19 protein-coding genes are annotated in these 22,081 nt (G+C 60.3%); 13 read left to right on the top strand and 6 right to left on the bottom strand.

What is annotated here, in order from left to right; all coding sequences use genetic code 11:
- The first annotated feature begins 542 nt into the window (after positions 1-542).
- The 13 genes from KGA88_RS14610 to nuoN all read left to right on the top strand — a co-directional run bounded on the left by KGA88_RS14610 (position 543) and on the right by nuoN (position 15,481).
- Positions 543-956, top strand: a complete 414-nt coding sequence (locus KGA88_RS14610) for an NADH-quinone oxidoreductase subunit A (protein ID WP_003223812.1) — start codon at positions 543-545, stop codon at positions 954-956.
- A gap of 10 nt (positions 957-966) precedes the next feature.
- Positions 967-1,641 (top strand): NuoB/complex I 20 kDa subunit family protein, encoded by a 675-nt coding sequence (locus tag KGA88_RS14605; protein WP_046037844.1) that lies wholly within the window; start codon positions 967-969, stop codon positions 1,639-1,641.
- 72 nt (positions 1,642-1,713) lie between these two features.
- Entirely contained in the window at positions 1,714-3,498 is a 1,785-nt protein-coding gene (nuoC, locus tag KGA88_RS14600) for an NADH-quinone oxidoreductase subunit C/D (protein ID WP_223592028.1), read from the top strand.
- Positions 3,499-3,500: 2 nt separating this feature from the next.
- A complete protein-coding gene (gene nuoE, locus KGA88_RS14595; RefSeq protein ID WP_008053447.1) occupies positions 3,501-3,998 on the top strand; it encodes an NADH-quinone oxidoreductase subunit NuoE in 498 nt (165 codons plus the stop codon).
- Positions 3,995-5,350 (top strand): NADH-quinone oxidoreductase subunit NuoF, encoded by a 1,356-nt coding sequence (gene nuoF / locus KGA88_RS14590; RefSeq protein ID WP_046817163.1) that lies wholly within the window; start codon positions 3,995-3,997, stop codon positions 5,348-5,350. Before nuoE ends, nuoF begins: the two co-directional genes overlap by 4 nt.
- Before the next feature lie 137 nt (positions 5,351-5,487).
- The gene (gene nuoG, locus KGA88_RS14585; protein WP_223592026.1) at positions 5,488-8,202 is read left to right on the top strand and encodes an NADH-quinone oxidoreductase subunit NuoG; all 2,715 of its coding nucleotides are present in this window, start codon (positions 5,488-5,490) and stop codon (positions 8,200-8,202) included.
- Entirely contained in the window at positions 8,199-9,206 is a 1,008-nt protein-coding gene (gene nuoH / locus KGA88_RS14580; RefSeq protein WP_223592023.1) for an NADH-quinone oxidoreductase subunit NuoH, read from the top strand. The genes nuoG and nuoH overlap by 4 nt, the downstream gene beginning before the upstream one ends.
- Positions 9,207-9,218: 12 nt before the next feature.
- A complete protein-coding gene (nuoI, locus tag KGA88_RS14575; protein WP_177330210.1) occupies positions 9,219-9,764 on the top strand; it encodes an NADH-quinone oxidoreductase subunit NuoI in 546 nt (181 codons plus the stop codon).
- 9 nt (positions 9,765-9,773) lie between these two features.
- Positions 9,774-10,277 (top strand): NADH-quinone oxidoreductase subunit J, encoded by a 504-nt coding sequence (gene nuoJ, locus KGA88_RS14570; RefSeq protein ID WP_103395473.1) that lies wholly within the window; start codon positions 9,774-9,776, stop codon positions 10,275-10,277.
- Between the two features lie 2 nt (positions 10,278-10,279).
- The gene (gene nuoK / locus KGA88_RS14565; RefSeq protein ID WP_007946416.1) at positions 10,280-10,588 is read left to right on the top strand and encodes an NADH-quinone oxidoreductase subunit NuoK; all 309 of its coding nucleotides are present in this window, start codon (positions 10,280-10,282) and stop codon (positions 10,586-10,588) included.
- Positions 10,585-12,438: an NADH-quinone oxidoreductase subunit L gene (nuoL, locus tag KGA88_RS14560; protein ID WP_223592021.1), complete on the top strand. Its 1,854-nt coding sequence runs from the start codon at positions 10,585-10,587 to the stop codon at positions 12,436-12,438. The genes nuoK and nuoL overlap by 4 nt, the downstream gene beginning before the upstream one ends.
- A 39-nt stretch (positions 12,439-12,477) precedes the next feature.
- Entirely contained in the window at positions 12,478-14,010 is a 1,533-nt protein-coding gene (nuoM, locus tag KGA88_RS14555; protein ID WP_110659242.1) for an NADH-quinone oxidoreductase subunit M, read from the top strand.
- Positions 14,011-14,017: 7 nt separating this feature from the next.
- Complete coding sequence (gene nuoN / locus KGA88_RS14550; RefSeq protein ID WP_150701295.1) at positions 14,018-15,481, top strand: NADH-quinone oxidoreductase subunit NuoN; 1,464 nt, start codon at positions 14,018-14,020, stop codon at positions 15,479-15,481.
- Between the two features lie 315 nt (positions 15,482-15,796).
- Here the strand turns inward: nuoN and KGA88_RS14545 are convergent, their stop codons facing one another.
- Genes KGA88_RS14545 through KGA88_RS14520 form a run of 6 tightly spaced genes read right to left on the bottom strand, consistent with a single transcriptional unit; the run spans position 15,797 to position 21,753 of the window.
- Complete coding sequence (locus tag KGA88_RS14545) at positions 15,797-17,539, bottom strand: ABC transporter substrate-binding protein (RefSeq protein ID WP_110662251.1); 1,743 nt, start codon at positions 17,537-17,539, stop codon at positions 15,797-15,799.
- A 47-nt stretch (positions 17,540-17,586) separates the two neighbouring features.
- Positions 17,587-17,859: a DUF2160 domain-containing protein gene (locus KGA88_RS14540; protein ID WP_110662252.1), complete on the bottom strand. Its 273-nt coding sequence runs from the start codon at positions 17,857-17,859 to the stop codon at positions 17,587-17,589.
- Positions 17,860-17,869: 10 nt separating this feature from the next.
- Positions 17,870-18,670, bottom strand: coding sequence for a carbohydrate ABC transporter permease (locus tag KGA88_RS14535; protein ID WP_007970460.1), 801 nt, complete (start codon positions 18,668-18,670; stop codon positions 17,870-17,872).
- A gap of 10 nt (positions 18,671-18,680) precedes the next feature.
- Entirely contained in the window at positions 18,681-19,547 is an 867-nt protein-coding gene (locus KGA88_RS14530; RefSeq protein WP_110662254.1) for a carbohydrate ABC transporter permease, read from the bottom strand.
- Complete coding sequence (locus tag KGA88_RS14525; protein ID WP_223592018.1) at positions 19,544-20,659, bottom strand: ABC transporter ATP-binding protein; 1,116 nt, start codon at positions 20,657-20,659, stop codon at positions 19,544-19,546. The genes KGA88_RS14530 and KGA88_RS14525 overlap by 4 nt, the downstream gene beginning before the upstream one ends.
- Positions 20,659-21,753: an ABC transporter ATP-binding protein gene (locus KGA88_RS14520; protein ID WP_223592016.1), complete on the bottom strand. Its 1,095-nt coding sequence runs from the start codon at positions 21,751-21,753 to the stop codon at positions 20,659-20,661. Before KGA88_RS14520 ends, KGA88_RS14525 begins: the two co-directional genes overlap by 1 nt.
- Positions 21,754-22,081: the final 328 nt, after the last annotated feature.

Here is a 22,081-nt window from a genome sequence, read left to right as displayed (position 1 = left end):
GCGCGATTCAACAACCACCACAAAACCCTGTGGGAGCGGGCTTGCTCGCGAATGCGGTTGATCATTGAGCATTGATGTCGACTGACCCGACGCTTTCGCGAGCAAGCTCGCTCCCACAAGGGACGGTGGTGGAGGGAGAAAATCATTGATCCAGACCGGTACGGCCGTCAGAAAAATCCACTAAAACGCTCACCGCCGCTACTTGCTGTAACGCACAAATAAGACAACTTCCCGAGCATCCGAAGGATAAGCAGTTTAAAAACCACGACAAACAATATTGATTATCATTTAGCTATAACTATGTTCGTTACATTCCTTACAAAACATAATTGACGAAATGCCGGCTAATGCCCAAGGGGCAAGGCCTGCAGGGGTTTTGACGCGCGCTATGTCCTTATTCCTATAAATAATTTCGCTATAGGAATTTTACTTGCCGGGTGTTTAGCCATAAAATCAGCGGGATTGATTGCTGCGACATATCGTCACTGCTTTTGTTTCTTTTCAAGCTCAGAGACCCTTGCTCTCTGTTAAGGATTACCAGCATGCCCGAAGCGACAGGACTCATGGCCCACAACTGGGGCTTTGCCATTTTCCTTCTAGGCGTCGTCGGCCTCTGTGCCTTCATGCTGGGCGTTTCCAGCCTCCTCGGGTCAAAAGCCTGGGGCCGCAGCAAAAACGAACCGTTCGAGTCCGGCATGCTACCTACAGGTGGCGCCCGCTTGCGGCTCTCAGCCAAATTCTATCTGGTCGCGATGCTCTTCGTGATCTTCGATATCGAAGCCCTCTTTCTCTTTGCATGGTCTGTGTCCGTCCGCGAAAGCGGCTGGACCGGATTCGTCGAAGCTCTCGTTTTCATAGCAATTCTGTTGGCAGGCCTTGTCTACCTATTCCGAGTGGGCGCCCTTGACTGGGCTCCGGAAGCTCGGCGCAAGCGGCAAGCGAAGCTGAAACAATGAGGCTTTGGCAATGCAATACAATCTCACCAGGATCGACCCCGATGCTCCTAACGAGCAGTATCCGATTGGCCAACGGGAAACCGTTTCCGATCCGTTAGAAGATCAAGTCCACAAAAACATTTTCATGGGCAAGCTCGAAGACGTGCTTAACGGCACGATCAACTGGGGGCGCAAGAACTCCCTGTGGCCGTATAACTTCGGTCTTTCGTGCTGCTACGTGGAAATGACCACCGCCTTCACGGCGCCCCACGACATCGCGCGCTTTGGCGCCGAGGTTATCCGGGCATCGCCGCGTCAGGCGGATTTCATGGTTATCGCCGGTACCTGCTTCATCAAGATGGCGCCGATCATCCAGCGTCTCTACGAGCAAATGCTCGAGCCTAAATGGGTTATTTCCATGGGTTCGTGCGCCAACTCCGGTGGCATGTACGACATCTACTCCGTCGTTCAAGGGGTGGACAAGTTCCTGCCCGTGGACGTCTACGTGCCTGGCTGCCCGCCCCGTCCTGAAGCTTTCCTGCAAGGCCTGATGCTGTTGCAGGAGTCGATTGGACAGGAGCGTCGTCCGCTTTCCTGGGTCGTTGGTGATCAAGGCGTATACCGCGCCGAGATGCCTTCCGAGAAGGAAAAGCGCCGCGAACAGCGAATCGCAGTCACCAACCTGCGCAGCCCCGACGAAGTCTGATCCAGATCTGCTTCTTTAATAGAACGAGACACTGGCTTCATTCTTTACGTTGACCGAAAGCGATAAATAACCATGACTACAGGCAGTGCTCTGTACATCCCGCCTTACAAGGCAGACGACCAGGATGTGGTCGTCGAACTGAACAACCGTTTTGGCCCGGAGGCGTTCACCGCCCAGGCTACCCGCACCGGCATGCCGGTGCTTTGGGTTGCCCGCGCCAAACTCGTCGAAGTCCTGAGCTTCCTGCGTAACCTGCCCAAGCCGTACGTCATGCTCTATGACCTGCACGGCGTGGACGAGCGTCTGCGCACCAAGCGTCAAGGGCTGCCAAGCGGCGTCGATTTCTCCGTGTTCTATCACCTGATGTCGATCGAACGTAATAGTGACGTCATGATCAAGGTCGCCTTGTCCGAGAGCGACCTCAGCTTGCCGACCGTCACCAGCATCTGGCCGAACGCCAACTGGTACGAGCGTGAAGTCTGGGACATGTTCGGCATCGACTTCAAAGGCCACCCTCACCTGTCGCGCATCATGATGCCGCCGACCTGGGAAGGTCACCCGCTGCGCAAGGATTTCCCGGCGCGCGCCACCGAATTCGATCCGTTCACCCTGAACCTGGCCAAGCAGCAGCTCGAAGAAGAGTCCGCGCGCTTCAAGCCGGAAGACTGGGGCATGAAGCGTTCCGGCCCGAACGAGGACTACATGTTCCTCAACCTCGGCCCGAACCACCCGTCCGCGCACGGTGCGTTCCGCATCATCCTGCAGCTGGACGGTGAAGAGATCGTCGATTGCGTACCGGACGTCGGTTACCACCACCGTGGTGCCGAGAAGATGGCCGAGCGTCAGTCCTGGCACAGCTTCATCCCGTACACCGACCGTATCGACTATCTCGGCGGCGTGATGAACAACCTGCCGTACGTGCTCTCGGTCGAGAAGCTGGCCGGCATCAAGGTGCCAGAGAAGGTCGACGTCATCCGCATCATGATGGCCGAGTTCTTCCGGATCACCAGCCACCTGCTGTTCCTGGGCACCTACATCCAGGACGTCGGCGCCATGACCCCGGTGTTCTTCACCTTCACCGACCGCCAACGTGCGTACACGGTGATCGAAGCCATTACCGGTTTCCGCCTGCACCCGGCCTGGTACCGCATCGGTGGCGTCGCCCACGACCTGCCACGCGGCTGGGAAAAACTGGTTAAAGACTTCGTCGAGTGGATGCCCAAGCGTCTGGACGAATACCAGAAAGCCGCACTGGACAACAGCATCCTGCGTGGCCGGACCATCGGCGTCGCCGACTACAACACCAAAGAGGCCCTGGAATGGGGCGTCACCGGTGCTGGCCTGCGTTCGACCGGTTGCGATTTCGACCTGCGTAAAGCGCGCCCGTACTCGGGTTACGAGAACTTCGAATTCGAAGTGCCGCTGGCCGCCAATGGCGATGCCTACGACCGCTGCATCGTGCGTGTCGAGGAGATGCGCCAGAGCATCAGGATCATCGACCAGTGCCTGCGCAACATGCCGGAAGGCCCGTACAAGGCGGATCACCCGCTGACCACGCCGCCGCCGAAAGAGCGCACCCTGCAGCACATCGAAACCTTGATCACGCACTTCCTGCAAGTTTCGTGGGGCCCGGTCATGCCGGCCAACGAATCCTTCCAGATGATCGAAGCGACCAAGGGCATCAACAGTTATTACCTGACGAGCGATGGCGGCACCATGAGCTACCGCACCCGGATTCGTACCCCAAGCTTCCCGCACCTGCAGCAGATCCCTTCGGTGATCAAAGGCAGCATGGTCGCGGACTTGATTGCGTACCTGGGTAGTATCGATTTCGTTATGGCCGACGTGGACCGCTAAGCATGAACAGCACGCTTATCCAGACAGACCGTTTCACCTTGAGTGAAACCGAGCGCTCGGCCATCGAGCACGAGCTGCATCACTACGAAGACCCGCGCGCGGCGTCGATCGAAGCCCTGAAGATCGTCCAGAAGGAACGTGGCTGGGTGCCGGACGGCGCCCTGTACGCCATCGGCGAGATCCTCGGCATCCCGGCCAGCGACGTTGAAGGCGTGGCGACGTTCTATAGCCAGATCTTCCGTCAACCGGTCGGCCGTCACATCATTCGCGTCTGCGACAGCATGGTCTGCTACATCGGCGGCCACGAGTCCGTGGTCAGCGAAATCCAGAGCAAACTCGGCATCGGCCTGGGTCAGACCACCACCGACGGTCGTTTCACCCTGCTGCCGGTCTGCTGCCTCGGCAACTGCGACAAGGCGCCGGCGTTGATGATCGACGACGACACATTCGGTGATGTGCAGCCAGCCGGCGTTGCCAAATTGCTCGAGGGCTACGTATGACCCTGACTTCTTTCGGTCCAGCCAACCGCATCAAGCGTTCGGCCGAGACTCACCCGCTCACCTGGCGTCTGCGTGACGACGGCGAAGCCGTATGGCTCGACGAGTACCAGGCCAAGAACGGGTACGCCGCTGCGCGCAAGGCCTTCGCCGACATGGCTCAGGACGACATCGTCCAGACCGTGAAAGATTCCGGCCTCAAGGGCCGTGGCGGTGCAGGCTTCCCCACTGGTGTGAAGTGGGGCCTGATGCCAAAGGACGAATCCATCAACATCCGCTACCTGCTGTGCAACGCGGATGAAATGGAGCCGAACACCTGGAAGGACCGCATGCTGATGGAGCAACTGCCCCATCTGCTGATCGAAGGCATGCTGATCAGTGCCCGCGCGCTGAAAACCTACCGTGGCTACATCTTCCTGCGTGGCGAGTACACCACCGCTGCCAAGCACTTGAACCGTGCCGTGGAAGAAGCCAAGGCAGCTGGCCTTTTGGGCAAGAACATCCTGGGCAGCGGCTTCGATTTCGAGCTGTTCGTGCACACCGGTGCCGGGCGTTACATCTGCGGTGAAGAAACCGCGTTGATCAACTCCCTCGAAGGCCGCCGCGCCAACCCGCGCTCCAAGCCGCCCTTCCCTGCCGCCGTTGGCGTGTGGGGCAAGCCGACTTGCGTGAACAACGTTGAAACCCTGTGCAACGTGCCGGCGATCATCGCCGACGGCGTGGACTGGTACAAATCGTTGGCTCGCGAAGGCAGCGAAGACATGGGCACCAAGCTCATGGGCTTCTCCGGCAAGGTCAAGAACCCGGGCCTGTGGGAGCTGCCATTCGGCGTCACCGCTCGCGAGCTGTTCGAAGACTACGCCGGCGGCATGCGCGACGGTTACAAGCTCAAGGCCTGGCAGCCTGGCGGCGCCGGTACCGGCTTCCTGTTGCCGGAGCACCTGGACGCACAAATGTACGCCGGCGGCATCGCCAAAGTGGGCACCCGCATGGGTACCGGCCTGGCCATGGCGGTGGACGACAGCGTCAACATGGTGTCCCTGCTGCGCAACATGGAGCAGTTCTTCGCCCGCGAATCCTGCGGTTTCTGCACCCCGTGCCGCGATGGCTTGCCATGGAGCGTCAAGCTGCTGATGGCCATCGAGAACGGCGAGGGTCAGCCAGGCGACATCGAGACCCTGCTGGGTCTGGTCGGCTTCCTCGGCCCGGGCAAGACCTTCTGTGCTCACGCACCGGGCGCCGTGGAGCCGTTGGGCAGCGCAATCAAATACTTCCGCCATGAGTTCGAAGCCGGTATCGCGCCTGTCAGCGCCGCCGTCCCGCCTCTGGCAAGGCCGATCGTAGTCGGCGCTTAAACGCTTAAAAAAGGCGAAGGGTCCGTGCCCTTCGCTTTTCGTGTGATGACGCCTTTAACGGCTGTGTTGATTCACGCGGATAACAAGATTCCATTAGCCACGCCCGCTGACACCGGGCCAACGAAGAACTTTGAACCATGGCCACTATCCACGTAGACGGCAAAGAGCTCGAAGTCGATGGGGCAGACAACCTGTTACAGGCATGTCTGTCGCTAGGCCTCGATATCCCTTATTTCTGCTGGCACCCTGCCCTGGGCAGCGTTGGCGCTTGCCGCCAGTGCGCGGTCAAGCAGTACACCGACGAGAACGACACCCGTGGTCGTATCGTCATGTCTTGCATGACGCCTGCCACCGACGGCACCTGGATCTCCATCGAAGATGAAGAATCCAAGGCATTCCGCGCCAGTGTTGTTGAATGGCTGATGACCAACCACCCTCACGACTGCCCGGTCTGTGAAGAAGGCGGTCACTGCCACCTGCAAGACATGACGGTAATGACCGGCCACAACGAGCGCCGTTACCGTTTCACCAAGCGTACTCACCAGAACCAGCAACTGGGCCCGTTCATTTCCCACGAGATGAACCGCTGCATCGCTTGCTACCGCTGCGTGCGCTTCTATAAAGACTACGCTGGCGGCACCGACCTCGGTGTATTCGGCGCCCACGACAACGTGTACTTCGGTCGCGTTGAAGACGGCACCCTGGAAAGCGAGTTCTCCGGCAACCTCACCGAGGTCTGCCCGACCGGTGTGTTCACCGACAAGACTCACTCCGAGCGCTACAACCGCAAGTGGGACATGCAGTTCTCGCCGAGCATCTGCCATGGCTGCTCCAGCGGTTGCAACATCTCCCCGGGCGAACGTTACGGCGAACTGCGTCGCATCGAAAACCGTTTCAACGGTTCGGTGAACCAGTATTTCCTGTGCGACCGTGGCCGTTTCGGCTATGGCTACGTCAACCGCGAAGACCGTCCGCGTCAGCCGTTGCTGGCCAATGGCACCAAGCTGAGCCTCGACGAAGCGCTGGATAACGCCGCCGACCTGCTGCGCGGTCGCAACATCGTCGGTATCGGTTCGCCTCGCGCCAGCCTCGAAAGCAACTACGCGTTGCGCGAACTGGTCGGCGCCGAGCACTTCTACTCGGGTATCGAAGCTGCCGAACTGGAACGCATCCGCCTGGTCCTGCAGGTGCTCAAGGACAGCCCGCTGCCAGTGCCGAACATGCGCGACATCGAAGACCACGACGCCGTGTTCGTCCTCGGTGAAGACCTGACCCAGACTGCAGCACGCATGGCCCTGTCCCTGCGCCAATCGGTCAAGGGCAAGGCTGAAGACATGGCCGACGCCATGCGCGTCCAGCCTTGGCTCGACGCCGCCGTGAAGAACATCGGCCAGCACGCGCTGAACCCGCTGTTCATCGCCAGCCTGGCTGAAACCAAGCTCGACGACATCGCCGAAGAATGTGTTCACGCCGCTCCAGACGACCTGGCCCGCATCGGTTTCGCCGTGGCTCACGCCCTCGACGCCAGCGCTCCAGCCGTTGAAGGCCTGGACGCTGAAGCCCTCGAACTGGCCAAGCGCATCGCCGACGCCCTGATCAAAGCCAAGCGCCCGCTGATCATCGCCGGTACTTCCCTGGGCTCCAAAGCCTTGATCGAAGCCGCCGCGAACATCGCCAAAGCCTTGAAGCTGCGCGAGAAGAACGGTTCCATCAGCCTGATCGTGCCAGAGGCCAACAGCCTCGGCCTGGCCATGCTCGGTGGTGAATCGGTCGACGCCGCGCTGCAAGCCGTGATCGACGGTAAGGCCGACGCCATCGTCGTGCTGGAAAACGACCTGTACACCCGTACCGACAAGGCCAAGGTCGATGCTGCCCTGACCGCCGCCAAAGTGCTGATCGTCGCCGACCATCAGAAGACCGCCACCAGCGATCGCGCGCACCTGGTCCTGCCAGCCGCCAGCTTCGCTGAAGGCGACGGCACCCTGGTCAGCCAGGAAGGCCGTGCCCAGCGCTTCTTCCAGGTCTTCGATCCGAAGTACATGGACGCGAGCATCCTGGTTCACGAAGGCTGGCGCTGGCTGCATGCCCTGCGCGCGACCTTGCTGAACCAGCCGATCGACTGGACCCAACTGGACCACGTCACCGCCGCCGTCGCTTCCAGCACTTCGATCCTCAATCGCATTGTCGATGCCGCACCGTCCGCCGCGTTCCGCATCAAGGGCATGAAACTGGCCCGCGAGCCGCTGCGCTACTCCGGTCGTACCGCCATGCGCGCCGACATCAGCGTGCACGAACCGCGTACCCCGCAGGACAAGGACACCGCGTTCGCCTTCTCCATGGAAGGTTACTCGGGTTCGGTTGAACCGCGTCAGCAAGTGCCGTTCGCCTGGTCTCCGGGCTGGAACTCGCCGCAAGCCTGGAACAAGTTCCAGGACGAAGTCGGTGGTCACATCCGCGCTGGCGACCCGGGCACCCGCCTGATCGAAAGCACCGGTGACTCGCTGAACTGGTTCGCCAGCGCTCCGCGTGCGTTCAACCCGGCTCCAGGTACCTGGCAGGCCGTGCCGTTCTTCCACCTGCTCGGCAGCGAAGAGAACTCTTCGAAAGCCGCTCCGGTTCAGGAACGCATTCCGGCTGCTTATGTTGCACTGGCCAAGTCCGAAGCCGACCGCCTGGGTGTCAACGACGGCGCCATGCTGAGCCTGAACGTGGCCGGCCAGACCTTGCGTCTGCCGCTGCGCATCAATGAAGAACTGGGCGCGGGCCTGGTGGCATTGCCTGCAGGCATCGCCGGCATTCCGCCAGCGATTTTCGGTAAATCCGTTGACGGTCTGCAGGAGGCAGCTCAATGACCTGGTTCACTCCTGAAGTGATCGACATCATCATCGCGGTCCTCAAGGCCGTGGTGATTCTGCTTGCCGTGGTGGTCTGCGGTGCACTGCTGAGCTGGGTCGAGCGTCGTCTGCTCGCCCTCTGGCAGGACCGTTACGGTCCGAACCGCGTCGGCCCGTTCGGCGCGTTCCAGATCGCCGCCGACATGATCAAGATGTTCTTCAAGGAAGACTGGACGCCTCCATTCGCCGACAAGATGATCTTCACCCTGGCACCGGTCGTGGCCATGAGCGCCCTGCTGATTGCCTTCGCGATCATCCCGATCACCCCGACCTGGGGCGTGGCGGACCTGAACATCGGCATCCTGTTCTTCTTCGCCATGGCCGGTCTGTCGGTCTACGCGGTGTTGTTCGCCGGTTGGTCGAGTAACAACAAGTTCGCCCTGCTGGGCAGCTTGCGGGCCTCGGCGCAAACCGTGTCGTACGAAGTGTTCATGGGCCTGTCGCTGATGGGCATCGTGATCCAGGTCGGCTCGTTCAACATGCGCGACATCGTTGATTACCAGGCGCAGAACCTGTGGTTCATCATTCCGCAGATCTTCGGTTTCCTGACCTTCTTCATCGCTGGCGTGGCCGTGACTCACCGTCACCCATTCGACCAGCCGGAAGCGGAACAGGAACTGGCCGACGGTTACCACATTGAATACGCCGGCATGAAATGGGGCATGTTCTTCGTCGGCGAGTACATCGGCATCGTGCTGATCTCGGCGCTGCTGGTGACCTTGTTCTTCGGTGGCTGGCACGGTCCTTTCGGCATCCTGCCGCAGATCCCGTTCATCTGGTTCGCACTGAAAACCGCGTTCTTCATCATGATCTTCATCCTGTTGCGCGCTTCGATCCCGCGCCCACGGTATGACCAAGTGATGGATTTCAGCTGGAAGTTCTGCTTGCCGCTGACCCTCGTCAACATGCTGGTGACCGCTGCGATCGTGTTGCTCAACACGCCCGCCGTCGCGGCTCAGTGAGGATAGAGAATCATGAAGTACATTTTTGACATCGTGCATGGCTTCTACACCCAGCTTCGCAGCCTGGTGATGATTTTCGGCCACGCCTTCCGCAAGCGCGACACGCTGCAGTACCCGGAAGAAGCCGTGTACCTGCCGCCGCGCTACCGTGGGCGTATCGTCCTGACCCGCGACCCCGACGGCGAAGAGCGTTGTGTAGCCTGCAACCTGTGCGCCGTGGCGTGCCCGGTCGGTTGCATCTCGCTGCAGAAAGCTGAAACCGAAGACGGTCGCTGGTACCCGGACTTCTTCCGCATCAACTTCTCGCGCTGCATTTTCTGCGGCCTCTGCGAGGAAGCCTGCCCGACCACCGCGATCCAGCTGACGCCGGATTTCGAAATGGCCGAGTTCAAACGTCAGGACCTGGTTTACGAGAAAGAAGATCTGCTGATCTCCGGCCCCGGCAAAAACCCTGATTACAACTTCTATCGTGTTGCAGGTATGGCGATTGCCGGGAAGCCGAAAGGCTCCGCGCAGAATGAAGCCGAACCGATCAACGTGAAGAGCTTGCTGCCTTAAGGAAGAAAGATGGAATTCGCTTTCTATTTCGCATCGGGTATCGCTGTGGTGTCCACGCTTCGTGTGATCACCAACACCAACCCTGTGCACGCCCTGCTCTACCTCATCATTTCGCTGATCGCCGTGGCGATGACATTCTTCGCCCTCGGCGCACCGTTTGCCGGTGTCCTGGAAGTGATCGCCTACGCTGGCGCCATCATGGTGCTGTTCGTGTTCGTGGTGATGATGCTGAACCTGGGCCCGGCCTCGGTCCAACAAGAGCGCGTCTGGCTCAAGCCCGGTATCTGGGGCGGCCCGGTCCTCCTCGCAGCCTTGCTGCTGGTTGAACTGCTGTACGTGCTGTTCTCCCACCAGAGCGGCCAGGCCGTCGGCCACACCACCGTAGACGCCAAGGCCGTGGGCATCAGCCTGTTCGGTCCTTACCTGCTGGTGGTCGAACTCGCCTCGATGCTGCTGCTCGCCGCAGCCGTCACGGCGTTCCATTTGGGCCGTAACGAAGCCAAGGAGCAATGACGATGCCTGCTATCCCTATGGAGCATGGTCTGGCGGTCGCCGGCATCCTGTTCTGCCTCGGTCTGGTCGGCCTGATGGTCCGCCGCAACATCCTCTTCGTGCTGATGAGCCTGGAGGTCATGATGAATGCCTCCGCGTTGGCGTTCATCGTTGCCGGTAGCCGCTGGGCGCAGCCGGATGGACAGATCATGTTCATCCTGGTGATCAGCCTGGCAGCCGCCGAGGCCAGCATTGGCCTGGCGATCCTGCTGCAACTGTATCGCCGCTTCCACACGCTCGATATCGACGCTGCCAGTGAGATGCGCGGATGAACCTACTCTTTCTGACTTTCGTATTCCCTCTCATTGGTTTCCTGCTGCTGTCGTTCTCGCGCGGCCGCATTTCGGAAAACCTTGCCGCACTGATCGGCGTGGGCTCCATCGGTCTGTCGGCGATCGTCACCGCCTACGTGATCTGGCAGTTCAACGTTGCCCCGCCGGAAGGCGGCCACTACACCCAGGTGTTGTGGCAGTGGATGGCGGTGGAAGGCTTCACGCCGAACTTCGCCCTGTACCTGGACGGCCTGTCCGTGACCATGCTCGGCGTGGTCGTCGGTGTCGGCTTCCTGATCCACCTGTTCGCGTCCTGGTACATGCGCGGTGAAGACGGCTACTCGCGCTTCTTCGCGTACACCAACCTGTTTATCGCCAGCATGCTGTTCCTGGTGCTGGGCGATAACCTGTTGTTCCTGTACTTCGGTTGGGAAGGCGTGGGCCTGTGCTCGTACCTGTTGATCGGTTTCTACTACAGCAACCGCAACAACGGTAACGCCGCACTCAAGGCCTTCATCGTGACCCGTATCGGTGACGTGTTCATGGCCATCGGCCTGTTCATTCTGTTTGCCCAGCTGGGCACGCTGAACGTCCAGGAACTGCTGGTGCTGGCTCCGCAAAAATTCCAGTCCGGCGACTTCTGGATGGTCATGGCCACCCTGATGCTGCTGGGTGGCGCCGTCGGTAAATCCGCGCAACTGCCACTGCAAACCTGGCTGGCGGACGCGATGGCCGGCCCGACTCCGGTTTCGGCACTGATCCACGCCGCAACCATGGTCACCGCCGGTGTCTACCTGATCGCCCGTACCCACGGCCTGTTCACCCTGGCGCCGGAAATCCTGCACCTGGTGGGCCTGGTTGGCGGTGTGACCCTGGTCCTGGCCGGCTTCGCTGCACTGGTTCAAACCGACATCAAGCGTATCCTCGCCTACTCGACCATGAGCCAGATCGGCTACATGTTCCTGGCCCTGGGCGTTGGTGCCTGGGACGGCGCGATCTTCCACCTGATGACCCACGCCTTCTTCAAGGCCCTGCTGTTCCTTGCTTCCGGTGCGGTGATCGTTGCCTGCCACCACGAGCAGAACATCTTCAAGATGGGCGGCCTGTGGAAGAAACTGCCACTGGCCTACGCCAGCTTCATCGTTGGCGGCGCGGCCCTGGCGGCCCTGCCACTGGTGACCGCGGGCTTCTACTCCAAGGACGAAATCCTCTGGGAAGCGTTCGCCAGCGGCAACCACGGCCTACTGTATGCAGGTCTGGTCGGTGCGTTCATGACCTCGCTGTACACCTTCCGCCTGATCTTCATCACGTTCCACGGTGAAGCGAAGACCGAAGCCCACGCCGGTCACGGCATCGCCCACTGGCTGCCACTGTCGGTGCTGATCGTATTGTCCACCGCCATCGGCGCGATGATCGTTCCACCGCTGCACGGTGTACTGCCGGAAAGCGTCGGCCATGCCGGCGGCGAAGCCAAGCACAGCCTGGAAATCGCTTCGGGCGCCATCGCCCTGGCCGGTATCCTGCTGGCCGCGCTGCTGTTCCTTGGCAAGCGTCGCTTCGTCACCGCCATCGCCAACAGCGGCATCGGCCGTTTCCTGTCAGCCTGGTGGTTCGCTGCCTGGGGCTTCGACTGGATCTACGACAAACTGTTCGTCAAGCCTTACCTGGCGATCAGCCACATCCTGCGCAAAGACCCGCTCGACCAGACCATCGGTCTGATCCCGCGCATGGCCAAAGGCGGTCACACCGCCCTGAGCCGTACCGAGACCGGTCAACTGCGTTGGTACGCCGCCTCGATGGCTGCTGGTGCCGTGCTGGTCATTGGCGCCGTCGTGCTGGTAGCGGTCTGATATGAACCTTGCGAATTTGCGAAAGGAAACGAACCCGTCATGATTCTGCCTTGGCTAATCCTGATCCCCTTCATCGGCGGCCTGCTGTGCTGGATGGGTGAGCGCTTCGGCGCCACCCTCCCCCGCTGGATTGCGCTGATCACCATGTCCCTGTTGCTCTCCCTCGGCCTCTGGCTGTGGGCCAACGGTGATTATTCATTTGCCCCGGCGCCTGGCGCCGACCCGACCTGGGCGCTTGAGTTCAAGCACGTCTGGATCGAGCGCTTCGGCATCAACGTGCACCTGGCCCTCGACGGCCTGTCACTGTTGATGATCATGCTCACGGGTCTGCTGGGTGTGCTCTCGGTACTCTGCTCGTGGAAAGAGATCCAGCGTCACGTGGGTTTCTTCCACCTGAACCTGATGTGGATCCTGGGCGGTGTCGTCGGTGTGTTCCTCGCCCTCGACCTGTTCATGTTCTTCTTCTTCTGGGAAATGATGCTGGTGCCGATGTACTTCCTCATCGCGCTCTGGGGTCACAGTTCTTCGGACGGCAAGAAAACCCGGATCTACGCGGCGACCAAGTTCTTCATCTTCACTCAGGCTTCCGGCCTGATCATGCTGGTGGCGATCCTGGGTCTGGTACTGGTCAACTTCAACAACACAGGCGTGATTACCTTCAACTACGCCGACCTGTTGAAAACCAAGATGTCGATGACCACCGAGTACATCCTGATGCTCGGCTTCTTCATCGCCTTCGCGGTCAAGCTGCCGGTCGTACCGTTCCACTCCTGGTTGCCTGATGCTCACGCCCAGGCACCGACCGCAGGTTCCGTCGACCTCGCCGGTATCTTGCTGAAAACCGCGGCCTACGGCCTGTTGCGTTTCGCCCTGCCGCTGTTCCCGAATGCCTCGGCCGAGTTCGCGCCGTTCGCCATGGCCCTGGGTCTGATCGGGATCTTCTACGGTGCGTTCCTGGCCTTCGCACAAACCGACATCAAGCGTCTGATCGCCTTCTCGTCCGTTTCCCACATGGGCTTCGTACTGATCGGCATCTACTCCGGCAGCCAACTGGCGCTGCAGGGCGCGGTGATGCAGATGCTCGCCCACGGCCTGTCGGCAGCGGCACTCTTTATCCTGAGTGGCCAGCTGTACGAACGCACCCACACCCGCGACATGCGTGAAATGGGTGGCCTGTGGTCGAAGATCGCTTACCTGCCGGCCCTCAGCCTGTTCTTTGCAGCGGCGTCCCTGGGTCTGCCGGGTACCGGTAACTTCGTCGGCGAATTCCTGATCCTGATCGGCACCTTCCCGATCGCCCCATGGGTCACCATCATCGCCACGTCCGGCCTGGTGTTCGGTTCGGTCTACTCGCTGATCATGATCCACCGTGCGTACTTCGGTCCGGCCAAATCGGACGCGGTACTGCATGGCATGGACGGTCGCGAAATGATCATGGTGGTCGGTCTGGCCGCACTGCTGATCTACATCGGCGTGTACCCGCAACCGTTCCTCGATACCTCTGCCGCGACGATGCATGGCGTGCAGCAGTGGCTCGGCACCGCCTTCACTCAACTCGCTTCGGCCCGGTAAGAGCGCTATGGAATTCACGACTCAACACTTTATCGCGCTAGCGCCGCTGTTGATTACCAGCCTCACCATTATCGTGGTGATGCTGGCAATCGCCTGGCGCCGCAACCACTCGCAGACCTTCCTGATTTCCGTGGCGGGTCTGAACCTGGCTTTGCTGTCGATCCTGCCGGCCTTGAAAGTCGCGCCCCTGGCCGTGACGCCTTTGCTGCAGATCGACACCTTTGCCTGCCTGTACATGGCGCTGATCCTGGTCGCCACCCTCGCCTGTGTCACCCTCGCCCACGCCTACCTCGGCGATGGCGGCTCCGGTTACCCGGGCAACCGTGAAGAACTGTACCTGCTGATCCTGATGGCCGCCGCCGGTGGCCTGGTTCTGGTCAGCGCGCAGCACCTGGCCGGGTTGTTCATCGGTCTGGAACTGCTGTCGGTGCCGGTCTACGGTCTGGTGGCCTACGCCTTCTTCAACAAGCGTTCGCTGGAAGCCGGCATCAAGTACATGGTGCTGTCGGCTGCCGGTTCCGCGTTCCTGTTGTTCGGTATGGCCCTGCTCTACGCAGACTCCGGTTCCCTGAGCTTCGTCGGCATCGGCCAGGCGCTTGCGGCTACTGGCCTGCCAAGCTCACTGGCTCAGTTGGGCCTGGGCATGATGCTGATCGGCCTGGCGTTCAAGCTGTCGCTGGTACCTTTCCACCTCTGGACGCCGGACGTCTACGAAGGTGCTCCGGCGCCGGTTGCAGCGTTCCTCGCTACCGCTTCCAAAGTGGCTGTGTTCGCGGTGATGGTGCGTCTGTTCCAGATCTCGCCAGCCGCAAGCAGCGGCGTGCTGAGCGACGTGCTGACCATCATCGCCATTGCGTCGATCCTGTTCGGTAACCTGCTGGCGCTGACCCAGAGCAACCTCAAGCGTCTGCTGGGTTACTCGTCCATCGCCCACTTCGGTTACCTGCTGATCGCCCTGGTGGCGAGCAAGGGTCTGGCCGTGGAAGCCATCGGCGTGTACCTGGTCACCTACGTGATCACCAGCCTCGGCGCTTTCGGCGTGATCACCCTGATGTCCTCGCCGTACAACGGCCGTGACGCAGACGCCCTGTACGAATACCGCGGCCTGTTCTGGCGCCGTCCGTACCTGACCGCCGTACTGACCGTGATGATGCTGTCGCTGGCTGGTATCCCGCTGACCGCGGGCTTCATCGGCAAGTTCTACATCATCGCCACCGGTGTCGAATCGCACCAATGGTGGCTGGTCGGCTCGCTGGTACTGGGCAGCGCCATCGGCGTGTTCTACTACCTGCGCGTCATGGTCACCCTGTACCTGATCGAACCGAACCTGCGTCGCCACGATGCGCAACTGCATTGGGAACAGAAGGCAGGCGGCGTGATGCTGCTGGCCATCGCCCTGGTCGCGTTCTTCCTCGGCGTCTACCCACAACCACTACTGAACCTGGTTCAACAGTCGGGGTTGGCGGGTTGATCGCTTAGGCGACTCTCGGTAGAAAACAAAAACGGCACCTTCGGGTGCCGTTTTCTGTGGCGAGGGAGCTTGCTCCCGCTCGGCTGCGAAGCAGTCGCCAAAATTTGAGATCTTCACTCTTTACCAGATAGACCGGAACTTGCGAAAGGGGCCTGCTGCGCAGTCCAGCGGGAGCAAGCTCCCTCGCCACGGGTCATTGTTTTTGAGAAGTAATGCTGCTCAGAGAGCCCAACTGTCCTCAATGGCCACTTCGCGGACAAGCACAAACAAAAACGGCACCTTCCGGTGCCGTTCGCTTTTCACAGTCCAATCACTTTATTTACGCGCCGCCTCCCACGATTTCAGCAGTTCGGCGTAGCTCACGGTTTCGCCTTTTGGCTTTTCGTTTTCCAGTTTCGGCTTCGGCGCACCCGGCTGGTCGAACCAGTATTGCGCATCGCGCTCGGGGTTCATTTTCGGCGCGCAGGTGGCTTGTGCCTTCGAGCGTTCCAGACGGCTCATGATTGCGTCCTGATCCTTGGCCAGGCCATCGAGTGCCTGTTGCGGGGTTTTCTCGCCGCTGGCGGCTTCGGCGATGTGGCTCCACCACAGTTGCGCCAGGCGTGGATAGTCCGGCACGTTGGTCCCGGTCGGGGTCCATTGCACGCGGGCCGGGCTGCGGTAGAACTCCACCAGGCCACCGAGTTTCGGCGCCAGGTCGGTCATGGCCTGCGAGTTGATGTCCGACTCGCGGATCGGGGTCAGGCCGACAATGGTTTTCTTCAGTGACACGGTTTTCGAGGTCACGAACTGCGCATACAGCCAGGCCGCGAGTTTCTGCTTCTCAGGCGTGGACTTCATGAAAGTCCAGGAACCCACGTCCTGATAGCCCAGTTTCATGCCCTCTTCCCAATACGGCCCACGCGGCGACGGCGCCATGCGCCATTTCGGCGTGCCGTCGGCGTTCATTACCGCCAGGCCCGGTTTGGTCATGTCGGCGGTGAAGGCGGTGTACCAGAATATCTGCTGGGCGATGGCGCCCTGGGACGGTACGGGACCTGATTCGGAGAAGGTCATGCCCGCCGCTTCCGGTGGCGCGTACTTCTTCAGCCAGTCGACGTACTTGGTGGTGGCGAACACCGCCGCCGGCCCGTTGGTGTCGCCGCCGCGGGTCACGCTGGAACCCACCGGATGGCAGTCCTCGACGCGAATGCCCCACTCGTCCACCGGCAAGCCGTTGGGGATGCCCTTGTCGCCGCCACCGGCCATGGAGAACCAGGCATCGGTAAAGCGCCAGCCCAGGGACGGGTCTTTCTTGCCGTAGTCCATGTGCCCGTAAACGCGCTTGCCGTCGATTTCCTTGACGTCTTCGCTAAAGAACTTGGCGATGTCTTCATAGGCTGACCAGTTCACCGGCACGCCCAGGTCATAGCCGTACTTTTCCTTGAACTTGGCCTTGAGGTCCGCGCGCTCGAACCAGTCGGCGCGGAACCAGTACAGGTTGGCGAACTGTTGGTCAGGCAATTGATAGATCTTGCCGTCCGGCGCAGTGGTGAACGAGATGCCGATGAAGTCCTTGATGTCCAGGGTCGGCGAGGTGAAGTCCTTGCCTTCGTTGGCCATCAGGTCGGTGATCGATTCGGTCTTGCCGTAGCGAAAGTGCGTACCGATCAAGTCCGAGTCGTTGACCCAACCATCATAGATACTCTTGTCCGACTGCATCACGGTCTGCAGCTTTTCCACCACGTCGCCTTCCTGCAGCAGGTCGTGGGTCAGCTTGATCCCGGTGATTTCAGTGAAGGCCTTGGCCAGCACCTTGGACTCGTACTCGTGGGTGGCAATGGTTTCCGACACCACCTTGATGTTCATCCCACGGAACGGCTCCGCTGCCTTGATGAACCACTTCAGCTCTTCCAGTTGTTGATCGGCGGTGAGTGTGGACGGCTTGAATTCACTGCCGATCCATTTCTTCGCGGCATCTTCGTAGGCATCGGCCCAGGCCGAAGCGCTCAAACCGCTGAGTGCCAGCATGGCTGCCAATGAAATGCTATGTCGCAGCTTATTGTTTTTGTCGAACATAGAGACCTCCTGTTTAAGTTTCGGAGCAACATTGCCGAGCGATTCGACTAGCCCCAACGCATCACAGCCAACAGCCACACCAGGGACAACGCGAACGCCACCCAGATGCTCCAGTCGGTGACGCCGATTACCAGCAAGTGCAGGTAGGCGCTGCCGAGAAGACCGATAAACAAACGATCACCACGGGTGGTGGCAATCGGCAGAAAACCACGCCGAAGGATGCTCGGCGAACGTAATTCCCAAGTGGTCATGACCACCAGGATCAGGGCAATCACACTGAAGAATGCCGCCGTGGGGGCGGTCCAGCTCATCCATTCCATCATCAGTTCCTCATACCCGACCCAGGGCGAAGCCCTTGGCCACGTGGTTGCGAACAAACCAGATCACCAGCATGCCCGGCAGGATGGTCAACACCCCCGCCGCCGCCAGCACGCCCCAGTCGATACCGGACGCCGAGACCGTGCGGGTCATCACCGCTGCGATCGGTTTGGCGTTCACCGAAGTGAGGGTTCGCGCCAACAGCAGTTCGACCCAGGAAAACATGAAGCAGAAAAACGCCGTGACACCGATGCCGGAGCCGATCAACGGGATGAAAATCTTCACGAAGAACTTGGGAAAACTGTAGCCATCGATGTAGGCGGTTTCGTCGATTTCCTTGGGCACGCCGGACATGAAACCTTCTAGGATCCACACCGCCAACGGCACGTTGAACAGGCAATGGGCCAAGGCCACGGCGATGTGGGTATCGAACAACCCGATCGAGGAATACAGCTGGAAGAACGGCAGCAGGAACACCGCCGGTGGCGCCATGCGGTTGGTCAGCAACCAGAAGAACAGGTGCTTGTCGCCCAGGAAGCGATAGCGCGAGAAGGCATAGGCCGCCGGTAGCGCCACGGTCAGGGAGATGATCGTGTTCAGGCTCACGTAGTACGCCGAGTTGATGTAGCCGGTGTACCAGCTCGGATCGGTGAAGATCACCTTGTAGTTGGCCAGGGTGAAATCCTGTGGGAAAAGCGTCAGGCCACCGAGGATTTCGCTGTTGCTCTTGAAGGACATGTTCAGCAGCCAGTAGATAGGCACCAGCAGGAACAGGATGTAGAGCAGCAAGGGGATAAGCTTTCTTTTGCTCATGGCGCAGGCCTCAACGGTTGGCGTCAGAGTGAGTCATGGCGGTGTAGAACAGCCAGGACACCAACAGGATGATCAGGAAGTACACCAGCGAGAATGCCGCAGCCGGCCCCAGGTCGAATTGCCCTACGGCCATCTGGGTCAGGGTCTGACTGAGGAAGGTCGTGGCATTGCCCGGACCGCCGCCCGTGAGCACGAACGGCTCGGTGTAGATCATGAAACTGTCCATGAAGCGCAGCATCACGGCGATCAGCAGCACACTCTTGAGCTTGGGCAACTGGATATGCCGGAACACCGCCCAGGCCGAGGCACGGTCGATCCGCGCCGCCTGGTAATACACATCCGGAATCGCCCGCAACCCGGAGAAGCACAACAGCGCCACCAGCGAGGTCCAGTGCCAGACGTCCATGATCAGCACGGTGACCCAGGCGTCCATGGTGTTCGCCGCATAGTTGTAGTTGATACCCATGGCCTTGAGGCTCGCCCCCAGCAGGCCGATGTCGGCGCGGCCGAAGATCTGCCAGATGGTGCCGACCACGTTCCACGGGATCAGCAGCGGGATCGCCAGCACGATCAGCACCACCGAAGACCAGCGTCCCTTGGTCGGCATGGTCAGGGCGATGGCGATGCCCAGGGGAATTTCGATCAGCAGCACACAGCCGGAATAGATGAACTGGCGCAACAACGAGTCATGCAGGCGCGGGTCGAGCAGCACCTGTTTGTACCAGTCGGCGCCGACAAAATAGCGGCTGGACTGGTCGAAGATGTCCTGCACCGAATAGTTGACCACGGTCATCATCGGGATCACCGCACTGAACGCCACTAGCAGGAACACCGGCAGCACCAGCCACCAGGCCTTGTTGTTCTGCACCTTGTTCATGGCTGCACCTCAATGTTGGCTTGGGTTTCCAGGAGGAATTCGTCGGCGTAGACCATCAACCATTGCGCCGGAAAACTGATGTAGGCCGTACCTTGCGGCACCGGTTTGTCTTCGGCCAGACGCACTTTCAGGGTGGCGCCATCGAGGTTCAGGGTCATGATCTTGTAGGTGCCCAGGTCTTCGACGTGTACGACCTGCGCCCGCAGCGCGTCATCAAAGGCTTCGTCCCACACATGGACGAACTCCGGACGAATGCCGACCTTGAGGGTTTTCCATTCGGTTTCGGCGATGCGCTGCTGCATGGCCTCGGACAGCGGCAGGTGAGTCGAGGCAAACCCGACGCCGCCCGGTCGCGGCTGCACCTCGATCAGGTTCATCCCGGGGCTGCCGATGAAGTAGCCGACAAAGGTATGGCTCGGCCGCTCGAACAACTCCCTTGGCGTGCCGAACTGCACGATCTGCCCGCCGTACATCACCGCGATCTTGTCGGCGAAGGTCGAGGCCTCGAGTTGATCGTGGGTGACGTAGACCATGGTGATGTTGAACTGCTCGTGAATCTGCTTGAGCTTGCGTCGCAGTTTCCACTTCAGGTGCGGGTCGATCACCGTCAGCGGCTCGTCGAACAGGATCGCCGACACGTCATCACGCACCAGCCCGCGACCCATGGAGACTTTCTGTTTTTCATCGGCGGTGAGGTTGCGCGCCTTTTTGCTCAGCAGGTTCTGCAAGTCGAGGACTTCGGCGATCTCCTGGACCTTGCTATGAACTTTCGCCTCGGCCATGCCCTGGTTGCGCAGCGGAAAGGCCAGGTTGTCGAACACCGTCATGGTGTCGTAGACCACCGGAAACTGGAAAACCTGGGCGATGTTGCGCTTCTCCGGGGTCAGGTCGTTGACCGCTTTGCCGTCGAACAGCACATGGCCCTGGGACGGGCTGAGCAGCCCGGAAATGATGTTGAGCAAGGTCGACTTGCCGCAGCCCGATGGACCGAGCAACGCGTAGGCGCCCCCCTGCTCCCAGATGTGGTCCATCTCGCGGATCGCGTAGTCCTCAGGTCCCGCCGGGGTTTTGGTGTAGCTGTGGGCGAGGTTCTGCAAACGGATTTCGGCCATCAGGCAACCCTCGAGACACGCCGGCCCGGCGCCTGGACCAGGCGCCCCTGCGTATCGAACACAAACAGTTTATGGGTCGGGATGTAGATGCGAATCGGCGCATCGACGTCGTATTCGTGAACGCCCGGCAAGTGCAGCACCAGCAGGAAATGCTCGTTGCGTACGTGCAGGAAGGTTTCCGAGCCGCTGATTTCCGCGACCTCGACGGTCACTGCCAGTTCGAGGTCATCGTCATTGCTCGGCACCAGCGAGATATGGCTGGGGCGCATGCCGAAGCGGAACTCGCCCTCGCCCACCGGACGCAAATCGACGTTCAGCGGGAAGTGTACGAAGTTGGCGAAACTCACTTCGTTGCCGGCAATGCGACCTGGCATCAGATTGATCGGCGGCTCGGAGAACAGTTCGGCCGCCAGCACCGTTTGCGGCTGGTGATAGACCGAGGAAGACTGGCCGCTCTGGATCACCCGGCCTTCGTGAAGAATGGTGGTGGTGCCGCCCAGGGCCAGCGCTTCGTTGGGCTCGGTGGTGGCATAGATCGCGATGGTGTGACGCGCCTTGAACAGCTCGCGCATTTCCTGGCGCAGTTCTTCGCGCAACTTGTAGTCGAGGTTGACCAGCGGCTCGTCGAACAGGATCAGTTCGGCATCCTTGACCAGCGCCCGGGCCATGGCCGTGCGCTGCTGCTGACCGCCGGAAAGCTCAAGCGGATAGCGCTTTAGAAACTTCTCGATGCGCAGCATCTTCGCGGTTTCCAGCACCTTGCTCTGGATCAGCTCGCTGGATACACCGGCCTGACGCAACGGTGAAGCGATGTTCTCGAACACCGTCATGGTCGGGTAGTTGATGAACTGCTGATAGACCATCGACACGTTGCGCAAGCGCACCGGGCGTTGGGTGACGTCGACGCCGTTCATCAGGATGCGCCCGCTGTCGGGCTTGTCCAGACCGGCCATCAGGCGCATCAGGCTGGTTTTGCCGGACAAGGTCCGACCCAGCAAAACGTTGAAGGAACCGGGTTCAAAACTCAGGTTGGCATCGTCGATCCAGGTCTGGCCCTCGACGGTGCGGCTGACGTGCTCCAGGGTGAGTGACATGGCTCGGCCTTTTTATTATTGGAGTCAAGCGACCGGAGCTACATAGCGACATCCGTGCCAAAAATCGCAAGCCGTTGATTGCACTTGAAATTCCAGAAGAAGACGGCAAAACCACGTTCGTTGCTGAACACAAATGAACAATCGAAAATGAACAACTGAACAGTTCACCCATTGACAGTGAACAATAGTGAACAACACTCTATGGATGCTTTTTTGCCATTCCGGGAATATCGAAATGGACGCAGAACCTGTGGGAGCGGGCTTGCTCGCGAAGGCGGTGTGTCATTCAGCATTGATGTGACTGAAACACAGCCTTCGCGAGCAAGCC

Source organism: Pseudomonas sp. A-R-19 (genome assembly GCF_019956575.1).
Classification (GTDB): Bacteria; Pseudomonadota; Gammaproteobacteria; order Pseudomonadales; family Pseudomonadaceae; genus Aquipseudomonas.
The sequence above is the reverse complement of the archived record's forward strand: the minus strand, read 5'-3'. Positions and strand labels throughout refer to the sequence as shown.